This is a genomic window from Pedobacter sp. GW822-FHT03F06 (assembly GCF_058801365.1).
Map to the genome: position 1 here is coordinate 39,767 of NZ_JBXANE010000020.1, position 17,424 is coordinate 57,190.

Below are 17,424 nucleotides of genomic sequence, written 5' to 3' on the forward strand. Positions count from 1 at the left end.
AACTTGTAAATTGCCTAAATAAAAAGATACAAATTGTCAGTTATTGATGGCGAAAAAATCCTTACAATAAACCGACAATAAAATATCTTTAACTGGATGTTTTTGGCAAATGTCCCTTTAAAACCTTTAGAACACTTATTACGTAGATAGATATAAATAAAATAATATTTATCGAAACGATAATCTTACATTGAATTTTGGGTTCTCAGGCATTCAAAAGCCTCTTTATCCACCCATATGGCGCAATTGTTGATAAAATAAAGAAAACAGTACGTTCGTTTTTATAAAGTTATTTTATAGTTTAGGGACGTAGCTGTTAAGAAAGGTATTATGGAAGCAAAATTTTCACCACAGGTTAAAGATGTAATCTCTTTTAGTAGGGAGGAAGCGCTCCGCTTAGGGCACGATTACATCGGAACCGAGCATTTATTATTGGGCCTCATCCGCGAAGGCGATGGCATGGCTATAAAAATTTTACGATCGTTAGGGGTTGATACCGGTAAATTGCGCCGCTCAATTGAAGATGCCGTTCGCGGTACTTCGAGTGTTACAGTAAACTTAGGCAATATTCCATTAACAAAACAGGCCGAAAAAGTTTTAAAAATCACTTATTTAGAAGCCAAAATATTTAAAAGCGATTTAATTGGCACCGAACATTTGCTGTTATCGGTTTTGAGAGATGATGATAACATCGCCTCACAAATCTTATTGCAGTATGGTGTTACTTACGATGTTTTTAAACAGGAGGTTGAAGTGAATAAAAATGGTTTCAGAGATGATATCTCAAACAGTGCTTCTACAGGAGGCGATGACGATTATCGCGAAGAGGAAAGCTTTAGTACACCTAAAAAGGTTTCAGATATAAAATCTAAAACCCCTGTTTTGGATAACTTCGGCCGTGATTTAACAAAAGCTGCAGAAGAAGGTCGTTTAGACCCGATTGTAGGCCGCGAGAAAGAAATTGAGCGTGTATCGCAGATTTTATCCCGCAGAAAAAAGAACAATCCAATTTTAATTGGAGAACCAGGTGTTGGTAAGTCGGCAATTGCAGAAGGTCTGGCCTTACGCATTGTACAACGTAAAGTTTCGCGTGTGCTATTTGGCAAACGTGTAGTTACGTTAGATTTGGCATCGCTGGTGGCCGGTACAAAATACCGTGGCCAGTTCGAAGAACGTATGAAAGCCGTGATGAACGAGCTTGAAAAATCTACTGATGTAATTTTATTTATTGATGAGATTCATACCATTGTTGGTGCTGGTGGTGCATCAGGTTCATTAGATGCATCCAATATGTTCAAACCTGCTTTGGCAAGGGGAGAAATTCAATGTATTGGCGCCACAACATTAGATGAATACCGTCAGTACATTGAAAAAGATGGTGCTTTAGACCGTCGTTTCCAAAAAGTGATGGTAGAGCCAGCTACGCCGGATGAAACTGTTGAGATTTTAACACGTATTAAAGATAAGTACGAAGAACACCACGGTGTAACTTATACTGACGAAGCTATTTTAGCTTGTGTTACTTTAACATCGCGTTATATTTCTGATCGTTTCTTGCCAGATAAAGCCATTGATGCTTTAGACGAGGCCGGTTCGCGTGTTCACTTAACCAATATCCACGTTCCGCAGAATATTATTGATATCGAAGCTAAAATTGAAGATATCAAATTAGAGAAAAACAAGGTTGTGCGTAGCCAGAAATATGAAGAAGCTGCGAAACTGCGCGATACCGAGAAAAATTTAATTGAAGAATTAGATAAAGCTAAGGCAGAGTGGGAAGCTGAAACCAAAACTAAGCGTTACGAAGTATCAGAAGATAACGTAGCCGAAGTGGTTTCGATGATGACTGGTATTCCAGTACAACGTGTTGGACAAACAGACAGTGCAAAACTGTTGAATATGTACGATAAAGTGGCCGAGAAAATTATTGGTCAGGATGATGCGATCAAGAAATTGACCAAAGCTATCCAGCGTACAAGAGCCGGATTAAAGGATCCTAAAAAACCAATTGGTTCATTTATTTTCTTAGGTCCAACAGGTGTAGGTAAAACAGAGCTGGCGAAAGAACTGGCCCGTTTCATGTTCGATAGTGATGATTCTTTGATTCAGATCGACATGAGTGAGTACATGGAGAAATTTGCGGTTTCACGTTTAGTGGGTGCGCCTCCGGGATATGTAGGTTATGAAGAGGGTGGACAGTTAACTGAAAAAGTAAGAAGAAAACCTTATGCTGTAATCTTATTGGATGAGATTGAAAAAGCTCACCCGGATGTATTCAATATCTTATTGCAGGTTTTGGATGAAGGACAGTTAACCGATAGTTTAGGCCGTAAAGTTGATTTTAGAAATACAATCATCATCATGACTTCCAATATTGGTGCCCGTCAACTCAAAGATTTTGGACAAGGTGTTGGTTTCTCTACAACAGCGAAAACAAACCAGGCCGATTCTCACAGTCGTGGTGTAATTGAAAGTGCATTAAAACGTGCTTTTGCTCCTGAGTTCTTAAACCGTGTTGATGATGTAGTGGTATTCAATAGCTTAGGTAAAGACGAAATTTTCAGAATTATCGATATCGAGTTAAAAGCTTTGTTCGGTCGCGTGCATACCCTTGGTTATGAAATTGCATTAACTGATAATGCTAAAGAATATATTGCAGATAAAGGTTTTGATAGTAATTTTGGTGCTCGTCCGTTAAAAAGAGCAATTCAGAAATATTTAGAAGATCCAATTGCTGAAGAGATTCTTAAAGGCGAACTGGCCGAAGGTGATGTTTTAGAAATTGATTACGATAAAACTACCGAACTGATTTCAATTAATCACAAAAAAGGCGAAAAGAAAAAAGAAGAGCCAAAACAAGAAGAAGATTCTTCAAGTAAATAAATAACAAACTCCCGATGAAAATCGGGAGTTTGTTTGTTTAAGACAATAATTAATGTGAGCTAAATTTTTACTTGTTTTTGGAGTGTGAAAAAGATGCATGCAATCCTGGGCGATCGTCATACGGAGTGCCAACCTTTATAAAAACATAATAATTGGTGATGTCAAGACGCAAAGGATCGTCATCTCGATCCGATAGCTATCGGATCGAGCACCGCGAAATGGAGAGATTTATTGTAGATTTTCGGCTTTGTTTCACTTCGCTCGAAATGACCATCTTTATTTTAAATCAACTCTACTAACGCCTTATAATACCGCTCATAATTTTCGGGTTCTGTATTCAAAAACAGAAAAGGCTCTATCAATTCCAGTTCCATCAACAAAAATTCGCCATTAACGATAGTGCCATCAACTCGTGCATAAAGGCAGTCTTTAGCAAACAACGTAACATATTGCTGTGCTGTAGCAATCAGTTCTTCACTCGGTTTTTGTGGATGTACAGATCCGCCATGCGCAGGCTGCACCCTAAAATCGCCAGGCTTGGCCTGTTTGATTAACGAATGACTATACGCTCCGTTAAAAAAAATGAAAGACCATTCACCGTTTTCCAGAATCTCTGGCAGAAATGGCTGAATGATAAAATCTTCATCCTGAATAAGGAGATTTAATTTTTGATTAACCTCGTTCACATTATCTGTAGTTACTTTAAATGTATTTTTTGCACCACCGCTCACACATGGTTTTACAATTAATTTATTGGTATTAAATTTCTCAAAGAAATGCTCAAGATTTACACTTTCTTTATTTTGAAGGAAAAAACTAGGTGTAATTTTTAATCCGGCAGCCTCAATTTCCTGTAGATACTGTTTGTTTGCGTTCCACCTTACTACCTCAATGGGGTTAAGCAATTTTATATTTTTTGCTTCCAACAAATCAAGCCAACTGTAAAACTCTTCAATCAGGTCGAAATAATCCCATGGCGATTTTAAAATGGCAAGCGAATAGTTTTCCCAGTTTATTTGTGGATCATTCCAGATTACTTTTTCAATGTTGAGCCCTTTTTCTTTCAGGAAATTTAAGAGTTTATCATCCTCGCTTTCAACTGTGGTGCTATCATAAGCTCCTTTATCGAGGTAGGTTACTAGTGCAATGTTCATGGAGCTAAAACTAAGTTTAATAATAGTGGATTACAAATCGTGACCAATAATCTTTGAGATGGCCGTGATGATAAAACCACGGCCCTGAGCGCTGAGGGCTTTCTCCTCAAATTTTTAAAACAGACTTGCCTGGTTACTCGGAATTTTGAATAAAGTATGGTCTAAAATAATATCCTTTACATTTAAGCCATTTAAGCGGCAGTGCAACCTGAAATTATCTCTTATCATTTGCGAAATATTGCCATCTCCGCGCATCCGATCGCCAAATCTGCTATCGTTCACATGGCCACCATGACAACTTTGAATCATGTGCCAAACTTTATCAAAACGATCAGGAAAGTTTTTGCGCAGCCAATCTTCAAATATCTGCCCAATAGCTCCATTTAGCCTTACTACGGTATAACCGGCTTTTATAGCACCAGCATTGGCTACGGCTTTTAGAATTTTCGGAATTTCGTGGTCGCTTAAACCCGGAACAAGAGGGGCAACCATAACACCCATAGGAATTCCATCTTTACTCAATTCTTCTACCACCCTTAGCCGCTGCTTGGCAGTTGTGGTTCGGGGTTCCATTACCTGCCGTAAATCTTCGTTTAAGCTATTAATTGAAACATAAACCATGCAGAGGTTTAACTTCGCCATTTCTTGCAGAATATCCCGATCGCGAAGAATAAGCGAATTTTTGGTAATCATACCAATGGGCTGCTTATAGGCCAATGCAATTTCGAGCAACTGCCTGGTGAGTTTAAACTTTCTTTCGGCAGGTTGGTAGCAATCGGTATTGCCAGAAAGGGAAATGGTAGTGGCATCCCAGCCTTTTTTCTCTAAGAACTTTTTAAATAGCGCTGGAGCCTCTTTTTTAACAATTATTTTCCGCTCAAACTCTATTCCAGCACTATAACCCCAATATTGATGCGAGTTGCGGGCATAACAATAAGTACAGCCATGTTCGCAGCCCTGGTAAGGGTTTAAAGAATAAGCCATGCCCACATCAGGGCTGTCAACTTTGTTTACAATGGTTTTCGAATTTTCAAAAATAAAGGAGGTTTTACGATCGCTTTCTTCCCAATCGTCTATGCCTTCATCATGTTCCTTTACGTAAACATCTTTTAGAAATTTGTTGTGTGGATTAACCTGAGCGCCCCGTCCTTTAAAATATTGTTTTTCTTCTTCGCCAATCATAAACTAAAATTACTAAAAATATTAGCAATTTTAGTTTCTAAAAAGGATGACTTTTCAACATTTTTAGTTTTAGGTCAATCCTTCGTCTCACATCGTTCTTTACTTATTCTTCGGTAGCGGTACATAATCCATCGGCACCATATCTGCCACTTTTTCGTAAGCCCAGAAACCTTCGTACAAGAGCGATCGGGAGTCGTAAATGCCACCATTTTCATAGAAACGTACGCCTTCGCCAGTTAAGTTGGCAACAGAAATTTCATTTTCGGGTACATCCAAAGGCCTGAAGATCCAAAATCCGGTGTTAGAATAAGCCAGAGATTCTTTTTCCTTGGTGTACTGAATCAGCAATGCATCTGTATAACTAAGGTATTTTAAGTTCTGGTTAAAATAGTGCACCAGGGTATCGGTAAGTACCTCCGCTCTCGAAAATTTATCAATGGTTCGGGGCATTTCTTTTTGTTTGGTCCAAAAGGCGAGTAGGGCCGTATCTATTTTACCTTTATTCTGCCTGATGCCCGTTTTTTCGGGTACGGCTTTAATTTTCTCTAAATTGGCATTAATTAAATATTCGGGATAGCGGTTAGGGTTAGGCACTTTTACCATCTTGTTGATGATAAATCCTTCTTCTTTTGTTTTGTTGGCATAAAGCGAACGGAAGAAATGTTGCGAAGAACCATAATATGCAACCTCTCTGGCGGCGATATACTTTTTCTTTTTAGCTGCCGATGCTTTTAATTCCTCAAAAAACGGGTGACCGGAATAGTAAATAATGTGTGTTCTCGAATTATACTCGAAACGGTCGAGCATATATTTTAGCCGATAACCTAAAGCTTTATTCTCTACAATCAGAAACTCGGTTGTAGAAACCGTTAAGGTGCTTTTAGTAATGTCGAAATCTACATTTAAAACCTGCGGATTTAATATCTTACATTGTAAGGCATTTGGGGTTTTACCAATAAAAAAATCTTTAAACTGGTTAATGTATTTCTGACGGTTTGGATCGGCCCTAATTACAACTTCTTCCAGCTGCGCAACATTTTCTTTCAAAACCAGCTCTACCTGCACGGATTTATCGGAAATGATTACACTTTTAGAATAGGGGAGGTAACCAACCAGTTGAACAAGTAGATCATAACTGCCAGGTTTTAGGTTTGATAATTTAAATCGTCCGTCGTTATCAGCCACTGTAGCAATTTTATATCCACTTAAATAGATACTTGCACCAGGTAATCCATCTTTTTGATCCCTAACCAAACCACTAATCGAGAAGGTGTTTTGAGCAATGGCATTAGTACCCAACATGATTAGCGTAAGGGCTACTAAAAGGCTTTTAATCATAGAGACGAATGTAACCAAAAGGCGTAATATTTATTAAAAACGCAAAAGATTTTTAACAAATTTAACATTTACAAATAATCGTTATTTCTGGCTGCGAGCGACCTGATAAAATTTGTCATCCTGAGTGAGCGAAGGATCTTTAAAACGGAATTTATTCAAAATAGGCCAGGTGAATATTAGGAAATGTTTTCGGGTTTGGAAACGAAAGGCCTGTTTTTCATGGCTAGAGCAGTCCCGCCATCGCTTGTAGTCCTCTCCCGATGAAAAATCGTGATGCGGGCTACCCGCTCTGTCGGGTTTATTTAACAAAGGTAGGTGCTGCATGGTTCCAAAACCCTCAATAGTATAATTGGCCCTGCCAACTAAACCCGACCAAAGTGAAAAACCCAAAGCCCGAAGCATGAGGGCGAGGATTTGTAACGAAGGGCGGTACTTTCGAAGCCAAAAAAGTACTGTATTTGCTTTTCAATAACAATAAAGAAATACTTGGTCTATAACCGCCCTTCCTTTAAGGGGATGAAAGGTTATTTCCCCTCCAAACTGGCTGGCGGCAAATAATCCATGGGTACGCTATCGGCAATTTTTTCCCAGCCCCAGTAACCTGAATAAATCATCGAACGAGGGTTGTAAATAGATCCGTTTTCATAAAAATATACCGGAACAACTTGTAAGGTAATGGTAGAAATCTGGTAATCTGGCATATCTAATGGCCGTGCAATAGACAGGCCGATCCGGTTGGCGTAAGAAGGATCTTCCCTTTCTTTGGTGTAAACAACATAAAGTTGATCAGTAAAATTGAAGCTTTTAATACTCTGATTCTTCATGTGTACCAATGTATCCTGTAGTACCGGAGCACGGCTTAGAATAGAAATCCCATTTGGAAGATTTTTCTTCTTTATCCAATAGCTCAAAGAATCTCCAGGCATAAAAGTTAGCGTGCGTGTTAAGCCATCCTGTACTTTTGTTAAGCGTTTAATGTTGGCGTTAATCATACTGTCGGCAGGTTTATCCGGATTTGGTATGCTAATCAGTTTGTTAATCATAAACCCCTCTACGGTGGCGCGGTGATGATAAATGGATCTAAAAAAGTGCTGTGGAGAGCCTAGATAAGCCGTAATCCGCTTTTGCTCCCAAATTTTCTTCCGGCGTGCAGATCCTTTTAAATCTTCGTAATAGGGGAAACCTTCATAATAAATGATCCTGGTTTTGCTGTCGTATTCAAAATTGTTCAGCAAGTATTTAATGCGGTATCCAAGCGCCTTGTTTTCAATAATCAGAAATTGGGTGGTTTTAACTGTAAGTTTATGTTCCTCTTTATCGTAATCGATAATCAGTACGTTCGGATTGATGAGTTTACATTGTTCTGCATTGGGGGTGTTACCAATAAAATACCCCTTAAACATGGCAATATAATGTTCCCTGTTAGGATCGGGTTTAATGGTTACTTCGGCCAGTTGGGTTACACTTTCTTCGAGGGTAAGATCCAGTTTTACGGCTTTATCGGCAATTACTACATTTTTGTTTAAAGCTTTATAGCCGATTAATTGTACTAAAATATCGTAGTTACCAGGTTTTAGCGGTAGTGTGTATGTGCCATCATTGTTAGAAACTGTTGCAATTTTATAACCGCTTACATATACGCCAGCCCCGGGTAAAGCCTCACCATGTTTATCTTTTACCATGCCCGAAAGGATATAACTTTGTTGAGCAGAACAAAATTTACCGACGATTAATAATGAAAGTAGAAGTATAAAAGATTTCATTGACTAAATATAAACTAATTATTTAGTTTTGTTTAATACCTGATGTAAAATTATTGGTGCTTTTCTTTTTAGCTGTCAGATAGGAACATCTGACAGCACAACAACATTTCCCTACCATTAACAAATCCATAAGAAAAGTCGTCATCTCGACTGAAACGCAGTGGAATGGAGAGATCTGCCTAGATAGATTTCTCGACTACGTTGCACTCCGCTCGAGATGACGTAATGTAAGAATTAGGCTAGCAACTCGCGCGCATTTTCCATGGCAGACGAACCTGGGTTTTTCCCACTTAACATTTCAGCAATTACACCAATACGTTCTTCTTGTTTAAGTTTACGGATGCCTGTTGTAGTTTTTCCGCGGTCTTCATTTTTATGAACAAAATAATGTGATATGCCTTTAGCCGCAATTTGTGGTAGATGTGTAATCGAAATTACCTGCATGTTCTGTCCTAGATCGGAAATTACTTCTCCAACTTTTAACGCGGTTTCACCAGAAATTCCGGTATCAATTTCATCGAAAATAATGGTCGGTAACGAAGTGTGTTTGGCCAGTAAAGCTTTTATGGCCAACATCAGTCGCGATAACTCACCACCAGATGCCACTTTATTGACCGGTGCAGGCGCCTGACCGGCATTGGCGGTAAAGAGGAGATTTATTTCATCTAAACCATCTTTATTTAATTCGTTCAGTACTTTTTGGTTTAAAAGCAATTTGGCATTTAGCATCCCCACTTTTTTCAAGGTAATGCCGGTTTGTTCTTCTACAACTTTAATTGCTTTCTTGCGGTTGGCACTTAATTGATCGGCCTGTTTATGTAGTTCTTTTTTAAGTTGATCGATTTCTTTCTGTAGTTTTTCGATATGCTCATCAGAAGATAGGAGTTTGTTCAGGTTCTCTTCCAATTGTTTTTGAAGTGCCAGTAATTCGGTATTATTGGCAACCCGGTGTTTTTGCTGGAGTGAATAGAAAAGATCCAGTCTTTGATTTACCAGCTCTAAACGATCGGCACTATGTATGGTATTTTCTTCAATGCCAGAAACCTCATCGGTAATATCTTTTATTTCGATAATCGATGAGCGTAAACGTTCATACAGCACATTAATTGCCGGATCGAATTTTTCTATACTCTGTAGTTGTAACGAAGCTTCTTTTAAAATCTGGAGTGCAGAAGGTTCACTTTCGTTAATTAAACCGGAAGCGGTGAGTAAGGCTCTTTTTATGGTTTCCGCATGTGTTAAACGTTCTAACTCCTGTTCCAGCTCCTGTTGTTCGCCCTCCTTTAATTTTGCCTGTTCGAGCTCGTTAAACAGAAATTGCTCATAATCTTGCCTGTTTCTTGCTTCGTCGGCCTCGCTCACCAATTTCTTCAACAGGTTGGTATCTTGTTTAAGTTTTTTAAACCCGCTGCGGTAATTAAACAATAGCGATTGGTGCTTAGCTAAGGAATCGACAATTAATAGTTGAAAATCGGTATCGTTAATCTCTTGGGTAGCATGCTGGGAGTGGATGTCGATCAGCTTTTCGCCAATTTGTTTAAGAATTGATAAATTAACCGGTGTATCGTTAATAAACGACCTGGTTTTACCGTCTATAGATATCTCTCTGCGCAAAATGCTTTCGTTCGAGAAATCTAGATCATTTTCTTCAAAAAGTTCTTTCAGGTTTTCATCTGCCAATGCAAAACTTCCTTCAATAACACATTTTTTATCCTGGTTAAAAAAGTATTTGCTTTCTGCGCGCTGGCCTAAAATTAGCGATAATGCCCCTAAAATGATGGATTTACCAGCGCCAGTTTCACCTGTTATAATATTTAAGCCTTTATCAAATTCGATATCGAGACTGTCAATTAATGCGTAATTACGTATAGAAAGTTTTTGTAGCATAGCTAAGCAAAAATATCAAAATTTATTCAACAGGTGAATACAAAACAAAAACAGCGAAGAATAATCTTCGCTGTTATAATCTGTTTGGTTTTTGTGTTGTTATTTTATCGAAATATTAATTGCATTATCTGCAGCAATTTTTAAGTTGGTTGCCTGAACATAACTTTTTAGCGCTATTTGATCGGCATTGGTAAAATCAGATTTTTTATAGGTTACTACAGCATTTAATGTGTTCAAGGCTTTAACGGCGCTGGTAAAATCCTGATTGTTGTACAACATTACTGCCGGAGTTACCTGTGAACTTTTGTGCCCACTTTCTACCTTTTCCTTTTTCTCTTTCTTCTCCATTTTCTCTTTCAGCTCTTTTACTTCGTTATCGAATTTTTCTTTCAATTTCTTGTACTCCTCAGTTTGTCGCACCTTACTGTTCGAGTTATCGTTGTATTTAAAAATTACACCATCCGGAGAAAGCTGATAACCTTTAGTTTTAAACAAAGAATCGGAACGTAATATGTTTAGGCCAGATAATCTTGCGATTTCTCCTGATTTCAGGGCCTGTATCCTGATATTATCTATCTGTGCTCTGAATTCTGGCGTATTTATTTTAGCCGCCATATCTTCACCCATTTTTTTCCATTTGGCTTGTGCTTCTGGTGAACCGAATTCTTTGCTCATATCTTCAGCCATTTTTTTCCATTTTGCCTGGGCTTCAGGAGAATTCATTTTCTTTTGCATGTCCTCTCCAAATTTCTTCCATTTAGCCTGGGCTTCCGGTGAATTGTATTGTTTGGCAATATCTTCTCCGAATTTTTTCCATTTAGCCTGTGCCTCTGGTGAGTTATATTGTTTAGCCATGTCTTCGCCAAATTTTTTCCACTTGGCTTGTGCTTCCGGTGAATTGTACTCTTTGAAAATTTTGTTGCGTATCAGTGAATCATTAAATCTGAATTTAAAAGAACTGTCGGCATGGATGCGGTATATATTCTTAGCAGCAAAAAGCTCATCCCTGTAAAAATCTTTTCTCAGGCTATCTGGCATTTCTTTTACCGAGTTATATTCGGTTTTTTTACCATCCGCATCAATGGTTACAATTTTAATTTTACGTTTTTTAGTGGTATCAGCGCACACAAGGGTTTTTACATCATGGTGGTCTATCACGCTTAAAACCTCAATTTTAGACGTTTTTTTATTTTCTTTTTTCTTTTCTGTCGGATTGATCCAGGCAATGGAAAACAAGCAGGCTACTCCTAAAGTTAAGGCTGCCATTTGTTGTTTGGCGTTTAAATAATTAGTTTTCATGTTGGTTATTCTTTTTATGCGTTGATACAAATTCTGGGTCTTGCCTGTTGCTGCTAATGCATAAGCCGGACTGTTTTTGTCTTTTAATAGTTCGAGTTTAAGTAGGGCATGGGCATAATTCAGTGGTTTTCCGGTAATTTTTAATACCAGATCATCGCAGGCATGCTCGCGCTCAATATGTATAAATCTACCTGCCATCCATACAAATGGATTATAGAACAATAAGGTTTCTATGGCTGTTTTAATCAGGTTCAATAAGAAATCGTTTCTTCTGATGTGCGATAACTCATGGATTAATATCGCTTCTACCTGATCGTTGTCTAACTGGTTTACCAGGGCCAATGGAAATAATACCACAGGTTTTAAATAACCGATAACCAAAGGCACATTAACAATAGAAGATAAATGGAACCGGATAACTTTATTGATTTTAAGGTGGGCCGTTACCTGCTCGAAAATGGCTTTCCAGCTATCTGGAATGGCACTTAAACTTTCTTTCTTCAGTTTTGAAAGCTGACCATAGCCTTTAATAATAACGAATAACTGAAGCAAGATACCGATAACATAGAATATGACTACAACAGGGAAATATTGTTCTGCCTTGCTGCTAAAACTTGGTGGCAGGTTGTTAAAGTATTGGTAAACCTGTATGTTTTGTGCATTGATTGCAGGAGCCTGATTATTTACATTCAAAGTTAACTGATGAATGAAATTATAGCCAAAGCCAATAAACATTAAAATGATGGCACCAAAAGCAAAGTTGTGCTTATGTTTTGCCGGCAGTTTCGGAATGCTCAGCATTACGATAAATAGGATGCCATAAATGATGGCGCTTTGCCAGAGTGAGTTTAAAATACTCCAGCCAAATGCTTTGATGAACTGTTGTAATAAAGTTTCCATAACGGTGGTTTTAATTTTTTATACGGGGACAATCCGAAAATTTTACTGTTTATTAGGGATCTAAACCCTACACCTTTCAACCTTCAACGCTAACCTTACTTTAGGCTATCTAAATACTTTTTGATTTCGTCAATCTCATCTGCACTTGCAGTATGGTTACCCAAAGCTTGCATGACCAATCTTGCTGCCGATCCGTTAAATACGTTATCGATCATTTTGTTTACCAATTGTTTTTCAGTTTTATCCTGACTAACAAGCGCTTTATAGATATGCGTTTTTTGATTGGTATCTCTTTCTACCATTCCTTTTTCGTGCAGAATCTGCATCAGTTTTAAGGTAGTGGTATAACCAGAGTCTTTTTTATTCAATGCTTCATGAACTTCTCTTACCGTTGCATTCCCCTTTTGCCAAAGCACCTGGAGGATTTCCATTTCACCTTCTGTTGGTTTGATGTTATGATTAGTCATATGTTACAAGTTGTACGAATTATTTCGTATTCAAATGTACGAAGATATTCGTAAGATCAAAATATTTTAACAAATTTTTAACTTTTGTCTTAACTGATTAAACTGGTTAACCGGTTAACTGTGATATAGGACGCATAAGAAAGCCAAATGTTGCATGCTTATCTGGCTTTTGAAAGGAAATCCCCACTATGAAAAACTGACTGGTGTTATTAAACCTGATTGATGTGGATACCGGCCCGTGGATAAGGCCTGCAGGCGTATGAACGAAAGCAGGAGTGGCTTTAATTGAAATGTTGAGACTGCTTTTCCAAAAAGAACTATCACTAATAGAAAAACACTTAAGTGTTAACTGTTGAAGCTGGTTGACTGAAAGTTATTTTACGATTAACTGATTTAAACAATTAACCAATTAACCCAAAAAACTAATTCTTCTTCAGTCCTTCGTATTTGCCAATATTCGCCGGATCGATTTCTGCCAACATATTATAAGCTTTCATGCGTTCCTGGCCATTTAGTTTAGAAAGTACATTGGTTACTTCTTCAGCTTTTGATGCGAAATAAACATTAGGGAAAATAGAACCCAGTTTCTGCTTATCCATTTGCTGCAGCGCAGGTAGGGCAGCAACAATCTGTGTTAAACCCTTATCATTATCAGTTAGCTGATCCAGGCCATTTAAATGGTAGCTGTAGATGAAATTGCGCAGCTCACTAAAAATAGGGTTCAAAACATTTTCATTAAACCAAAAACGATTGCGTAAACCATCAGCTGCTCGCCAGCCGGTATTGCCCGAAGCTTGCGCCAGGTTAATGATGTTCTGTGCTTTTTTATAAAAAGGAGTACCACCCATTTTGCTGAAACTATCTTTATCTATTCCGATGATGGTATAAGCGTAGTAGGTGAGGAGGGCACTGATATTGGAAATGTAATTCTGATCAGAAAAGTCGATTGTAGCGCCATCATTGAAATTAAAATCGAAATTCTTATCACTCATATTTAACAAAGTGCTATAGTAAGAGCTGTTAAAAACAGGGCGGCTGCTTTGGATCTGCGCTTCAGCAATGTATCCGGAACCACCATCCCAGGAATTGATGGTAATCACAAAACTACATTCAATCCGTTCCTGAGGCTTATAACTTTCGTTGCTGAACTTGTTATTGTTTAAAAAATCGCGGATTGTTTTTTGCAGCGCATCTAAAGTTGGCTTACTGATGTTCGAAACCTGAGGAGCCAGCAAAGTTACCCTTGCATTTAACTCCTGCGCCTGTAGTTTGCCGAAACCAATCAATAACAATATCCAAACAATCTTTTTTATCATTTTGCAATTTTTAAAATGGCCGCACAAATATCTTTAGCAACAGCTGTTTTCGATTTCATTTCAAATACTGTCCGTTCTAAAGCTTTGTTAAAAATAGTAATTTTATTGGTATCTGATTTAAAACCTGCACCCTTATCATTTAAAGAATTTAAAACAACGAGGTCGAGATTTTTCTTCTCGAGTTTGCCTTTAGCATAATTCTCTTCATCATTGGTTTCTAAAGCAAAACCAACCAAAATCTGATGCTCTTTTTTCGTTTTACCTAAAAAAGCGAGTATATCCGTTGTTTTTTCCAGTTCCAAAACCAGGCCGCTATCCTGCTTTTTGATTTTTTGAGCAGCAATCAGTTTAGGACGATAATCTGCCACGGCGGCGCACATTACCGTAATATCGGTATCAGCAAATACCGATGAACAGGCATCGAACATATCCTGGGCGCTTACTACATCAATCCTTTTTAAGGTTTGATCAGATTTTTGTGCAGTTGGTCCGGCAATTAATGTAACATCAGCTCCAAGGCTGGCCAGTTCATCAGCAAGCGCGAAACCCATTTTGCCTGATGAGTGATTGCCAATAAAACGTACCGGATCAATAGCCTCGTACGTAGGACCAGCAGTAACCATTACCTTTTTGCCAAATAAAGGCATCGATCTTTTAATGGTATCATCCAGAAAAGAAACAATTTCTTCAGGTTCTGCCATTCTGCCTTCACCCCAAAGTCCGCTGGCAAGTTCGCCATTGGCAGGTGCAATAACCGTATTGCCAAAGCCGATAATCTTTTCGATATTAGTTTGTGTAGTCTCATGCTTCCACATGTCCAGATCCATTGCCGGGGCAACATACACAGGGCATTTGGCCGAAAGATAAACAGCTGTTAATAAATTATCGCAGATGCCTGTTGCCAGTTTGGCCAGCGTGTTGGCACTTATTGGTGCGATGATCATCAAATCGGCCCATAAGCCTAATTCAACATGATTGCTCCATACGCCAGTTTCTTCTTCGAAGTATTGCGTATAAACAGGGTTTTTAGAAAGCGTAGCAAGGGTAAGTGGTGTAATGAAATTAGCACCATCAGGGGTAAGAATAACCTTTACGTTTGCGCCAGCTTTTACGAGCAGCCGAACTAAAAAAGCCGACTTATATGCTGCGATGCTACCGCAAACGCCAAGGATTATATTTTTATTTTTTAGCATAATGCGCAGAGTACATAAGGCATGGAGCATAGAGCGTAGTGCTAAACGCTTTGCCCTAAACGCTATGCGCTACGCCAGTTACTTTTGTTCTTTAGCAGGATTTCTGTGATAAATTTTCTCATTCAAAAATTCATCAATAGCAACCAAAACAGGCTTCGGCATGCGCTCGTAATGTTTACTGATTTCAATCTGCTCGCGATTTTCGAAAATTTCTTCTAAATTATCGTTGCTTGAAGCAAATTCTGCCAATTTACCGTGTAACTCTTCTTTAACGTTGTTCGAAATCTGATTTGCTCTTTTAGCAATTACCACTAAAGATTCGTATAAGTTATCTGTAGTTTTATCTAAATCGTGTACGTTTCTGGTTACTGTAGTATTTGGTACAGCAGGTTTGTTAGTATTCATGTATTACTTGTTTTTAATATTCGTGTTATCAGCATTAGTTGGTTTTGTAGAAACGGTATCCTTTAATTTACCAGTTTTAATCAACATCTGCTTGTATTTTTCCTGATCAGCAGCATATAATGCTAGTTCTTGTTTTGTCGCCACAATACCAGCCTCTACATCATCCTTAAGTACCTTTGCATCTTTGGTGTATTTACTGTCAGGATGGTTTTCGGTAAACTCAGTATATAAGGCAAGTGCTTCATTATAGCGGTCTTCCTGGCGGATGATATAACTGTTTTTTGCGTATAAATACTGCGCTTTAATCATCAAGAAATCCATTTCCTCAGCATATTTAATATCTGGGTAATCTCTTTGTGCATTTTTTAAGGCAATAACCGCTGCTCTGTAATTATCTACATTGCTTGGTCCGGTAGTTAAATACATTTTGGCATTTTCGAAAGCTTTATCCTCTAATTTACCCCTTAATGTGGCAATATATTTGCCCGCGGCTGCAGCACGATCGCTGGTAGGGTATAAGTTGATGAATAATTGTAGTGCATCAATAGCCTTATAGGTATTTTCCTGGTCTAAAGAGAAATTTGGAGATTCTAAATAGAAACAATAAGCAGCCATGTATCTCGCTTCTTCGGCATTTTTACTTGCTGGGTAGGTATCTGCAAAACTTTTAAACTGGTATCTGGCAGTTGTGTAATCACTTAATCTATATAAAGTATAAGCATAATAATAGTTCAGATCCTCAGCTTCTGCACGGCCCCTATATTTTTGAGAAAGATCCTCAAAAAGCACCAATGCTTTACTGTAATCGCGTTTATTATACAAACGAAGAGCCTCTTGGTATTTTTTTGCAACGTCATTGCTCGCCCTCAATTTCTCGAAACGACTTTTACAACCCGCAATACCCAAAGCGGCAACAAATACTAAAATAATTAAGTGTTTAACTTTAAACATTCTGCAAAGATAATTAATAATACGATAACATCAATAAAAACAATTGGCCGCTAAGCTATGCAAAGCAATTCAGTACAATATAACAGTTAACAATTTTTAACATATATATAGCATAGTCTGATTTTTTTGCTATCTTTTTGTTTCTATACTGTATATAGGTATGTATTTAGTAGATCTGTACTGAAGTTTAAATGCGCTCGGTATAACTTCGGAGGTTTGCCTATTAATACAGTTTATCTTTTTAGCAAGGCAGGTTCAGTACTACTATATAGGTTTGTCCCGCCATCTGTTGAAAAGCCTTGGTTCGTTCCTCACTATTGGATTTTCCACTTCTGTGGAGTTTAGGTGGTCAGGGACTTCCGAAGTTTCAATAAGCATAGCGTTGGAAGACTTCGGAAGTCTATTCAGGCTGCACAGGTTATCTTACTACTATATGTAAGCGTATTTTTTTGTGAAAAGCAGGTTCGGTGCTACTATCTAAGCTGGTTCCCGCTTTTCATTTCAAGTACTCGCTGCGCTGTGGGCTTTTCATTTCAATCGAGTTTATGTGGCAGGGTCTTCCGGGATTTTAAACGGCCGGGCGCAGGAAAAACTCCGGAAGCCTGAAGGGGGGGCTGCTATAAACACGCATTCTTTCAAAAAGTTTTGCTATCTGCAAAACTTTTTCCTGTTGAAAACCACGCAGT

The 17,424-nt window shown here is 38.2% G+C and carries 12 protein-coding genes and 1 pseudogene; 2 read left to right on the forward strand and 11 right to left on the reverse strand.

All coding sequences use genetic code 11. From position 1 onward, the window contains the following. The first annotated feature begins 330 nt into the window (after window positions 1-330). The gene (locus AC1RJ8_RS24555) at window positions 331-2,883 is read left to right on the forward strand and encodes an ATP-dependent Clp protease ATP-binding subunit (protein WP_492956076.1); all 2,553 of its coding nucleotides are present in this window, start codon (window positions 331-333) and stop codon (window positions 2,881-2,883) included. A 281-nt stretch (window positions 2,884-3,164) separates the two neighbouring features. Here AC1RJ8_RS24555 and AC1RJ8_RS24560 read toward each other — a convergent pair whose 3' ends face one another. The 6 genes from AC1RJ8_RS24560 to AC1RJ8_RS24585 form a co-directional block, all read right to left on the reverse strand. Continuing rightward, complete coding sequence (locus AC1RJ8_RS24560; RefSeq protein ID WP_492956077.1) at window positions 3,165-4,037, reverse strand: ATP-grasp domain-containing protein; 873 nt, start codon at window positions 4,035-4,037, stop codon at window positions 3,165-3,167. A gap of 114 nt (window positions 4,038-4,151) precedes the next feature. Next, on the reverse strand, window positions 4,152-5,219 hold the full coding sequence (locus tag AC1RJ8_RS24565) for a PA0069 family radical SAM protein (RefSeq protein WP_492956078.1): 1,068 nt from the start codon (window positions 5,217-5,219) through the stop codon (window positions 4,152-4,154). A 99-nt stretch (window positions 5,220-5,318) separates the two neighbouring features. Beyond that, the gene (locus AC1RJ8_RS24570; RefSeq protein ID WP_426325354.1) at window positions 5,319-6,557 is read right to left on the reverse strand and encodes a carboxypeptidase-like regulatory domain-containing protein; all 1,239 of its coding nucleotides are present in this window, start codon (window positions 6,555-6,557) and stop codon (window positions 5,319-5,321) included. Between the two features lie 524 nt (window positions 6,558-7,081). Beyond that, window positions 7,082-8,320 (reverse strand): carboxypeptidase-like regulatory domain-containing protein, encoded by a 1,239-nt coding sequence (locus tag AC1RJ8_RS24575; protein WP_492956080.1) that lies wholly within the window; start codon window positions 8,318-8,320, stop codon window positions 7,082-7,084. Between the two features lie 234 nt (window positions 8,321-8,554). Next, window positions 8,555-10,207: a DNA repair protein RecN gene (gene recN / locus AC1RJ8_RS24580; protein ID WP_492956081.1), complete on the reverse strand. Its 1,653-nt coding sequence runs from the start codon at window positions 10,205-10,207 to the stop codon at window positions 8,555-8,557. Between the two features lie 99 nt (window positions 10,208-10,306). After that, a complete protein-coding gene (locus AC1RJ8_RS24585; protein ID WP_492956082.1) occupies window positions 10,307-12,406 on the reverse strand; it encodes a M56 family metallopeptidase in 2,100 nt (699 codons plus the stop codon). Between the two features lie 6 nt (window positions 12,407-12,412). Between AC1RJ8_RS24585 and AC1RJ8_RS24590 the strand changes: the two are divergent. Next, window positions 12,413-12,499, forward strand: a pseudogene (locus AC1RJ8_RS24590) (hypothetical protein); the annotation flags it as partial. A gap of 2 nt (window positions 12,500-12,501) precedes the next feature. On the opposite strand, the gene AC1RJ8_RS24595 reads toward AC1RJ8_RS24590, so the two are convergent. The 5 genes from AC1RJ8_RS24595 to AC1RJ8_RS24615 all read right to left on the reverse strand — a co-directional run bounded on the left by AC1RJ8_RS24595 (window position 12,502) and on the right by AC1RJ8_RS24615 (window position 16,738). Further along, window positions 12,502-12,873: a BlaI/MecI/CopY family transcriptional regulator gene (locus AC1RJ8_RS24595; protein ID WP_057934613.1), complete on the reverse strand. Its 372-nt coding sequence runs from the start codon at window positions 12,871-12,873 to the stop codon at window positions 12,502-12,504. A 422-nt stretch (window positions 12,874-13,295) separates the two neighbouring features. After that, a complete protein-coding gene (gene porD / locus AC1RJ8_RS24600) occupies window positions 13,296-14,189 on the reverse strand; it encodes a type IX secretion system protein PorD (RefSeq protein WP_492956083.1) in 894 nt (297 codons plus the stop codon). Then, window positions 14,186-15,382, reverse strand: coding sequence for a bifunctional phosphopantothenoylcysteine decarboxylase/phosphopantothenate--cysteine ligase CoaBC (gene coaBC / locus AC1RJ8_RS24605; RefSeq protein ID WP_492956084.1), 1,197 nt, complete (start codon window positions 15,380-15,382; stop codon window positions 14,186-14,188). Before coaBC ends, porD begins: the two co-directional genes overlap by 4 nt. A 78-nt stretch (window positions 15,383-15,460) precedes the next feature. Continuing rightward, entirely contained in the window at window positions 15,461-15,787 is a 327-nt protein-coding gene (locus AC1RJ8_RS24610; protein ID WP_025145617.1) for a DNA-directed RNA polymerase subunit omega, read from the reverse strand. A gap of 3 nt (window positions 15,788-15,790) precedes the next feature. Further along, entirely contained in the window at window positions 15,791-16,738 is a 948-nt protein-coding gene (locus AC1RJ8_RS24615) for an outer membrane protein assembly factor BamD (protein ID WP_492956085.1), read from the reverse strand. Window positions 16,739-17,424: the final 686 nt, after the last annotated feature.

Bases quoted from the DNA above. Each gene is read 5' to 3' on its own strand.
- recN (WP_492956081.1), bottom strand. From the start codon at position 10,207: ATGCTACAAAAACTTTCTATACGTAATTACGCATTAATTGACAGTCTC.
- AC1RJ8_RS24585 (WP_492956082.1), bottom strand. From the start codon at position 12,406: ATGGAAACTTTATTACAACAGTTCATCAAAGCATTTGGCTGGAGTATT.
- AC1RJ8_RS24575 (WP_492956080.1), bottom strand. From the start codon at position 8,320: ATGAAATCTTTTATACTTCTACTTTCATTATTAATCGTCGGTAAATTT.
- AC1RJ8_RS24555 (WP_492956076.1), top strand. From the start codon at position 331: ATGGAAGCAAAATTTTCACCACAGGTTAAAGATGTAATCTCTTTTAGT.
- AC1RJ8_RS24565 (WP_492956078.1), bottom strand. From the start codon at position 5,219: ATGATTGGCGAAGAAGAAAAACAATATTTTAAAGGACGGGGCGCTCAG.
- AC1RJ8_RS24615 (WP_492956085.1), bottom strand. From the start codon at position 16,738: ATGTTTAAAGTTAAACACTTAATTATTTTAGTATTTGTTGCCGCTTTG.
- AC1RJ8_RS24595 (WP_057934613.1), bottom strand. From the start codon at position 12,873: ATGACTAATCATAACATCAAACCAACAGAAGGTGAAATGGAAATCCTC.
- AC1RJ8_RS24610 (WP_025145617.1), bottom strand. From the start codon at position 15,787: ATGAATACTAACAAACCTGCTGTACCAAATACTACAGTAACCAGAAAC.
- porD (WP_492956083.1), bottom strand. From the start codon at position 14,189: ATGATAAAAAAGATTGTTTGGATATTGTTATTGATTGGTTTCGGCAAA.
- AC1RJ8_RS24560 (WP_492956077.1), bottom strand. From the start codon at position 4,037: ATGAACATTGCACTAGTAACCTACCTCGATAAAGGAGCTTATGATAGC.
- AC1RJ8_RS24570 (WP_426325354.1), bottom strand. From the start codon at position 6,557: ATGATTAAAAGCCTTTTAGTAGCCCTTACGCTAATCATGTTGGGTACT.
- coaBC (WP_492956084.1), bottom strand. From the start codon at position 15,382: ATGCTAAAAAATAAAAATATAATCCTTGGCGTTTGCGGTAGCATCGCA.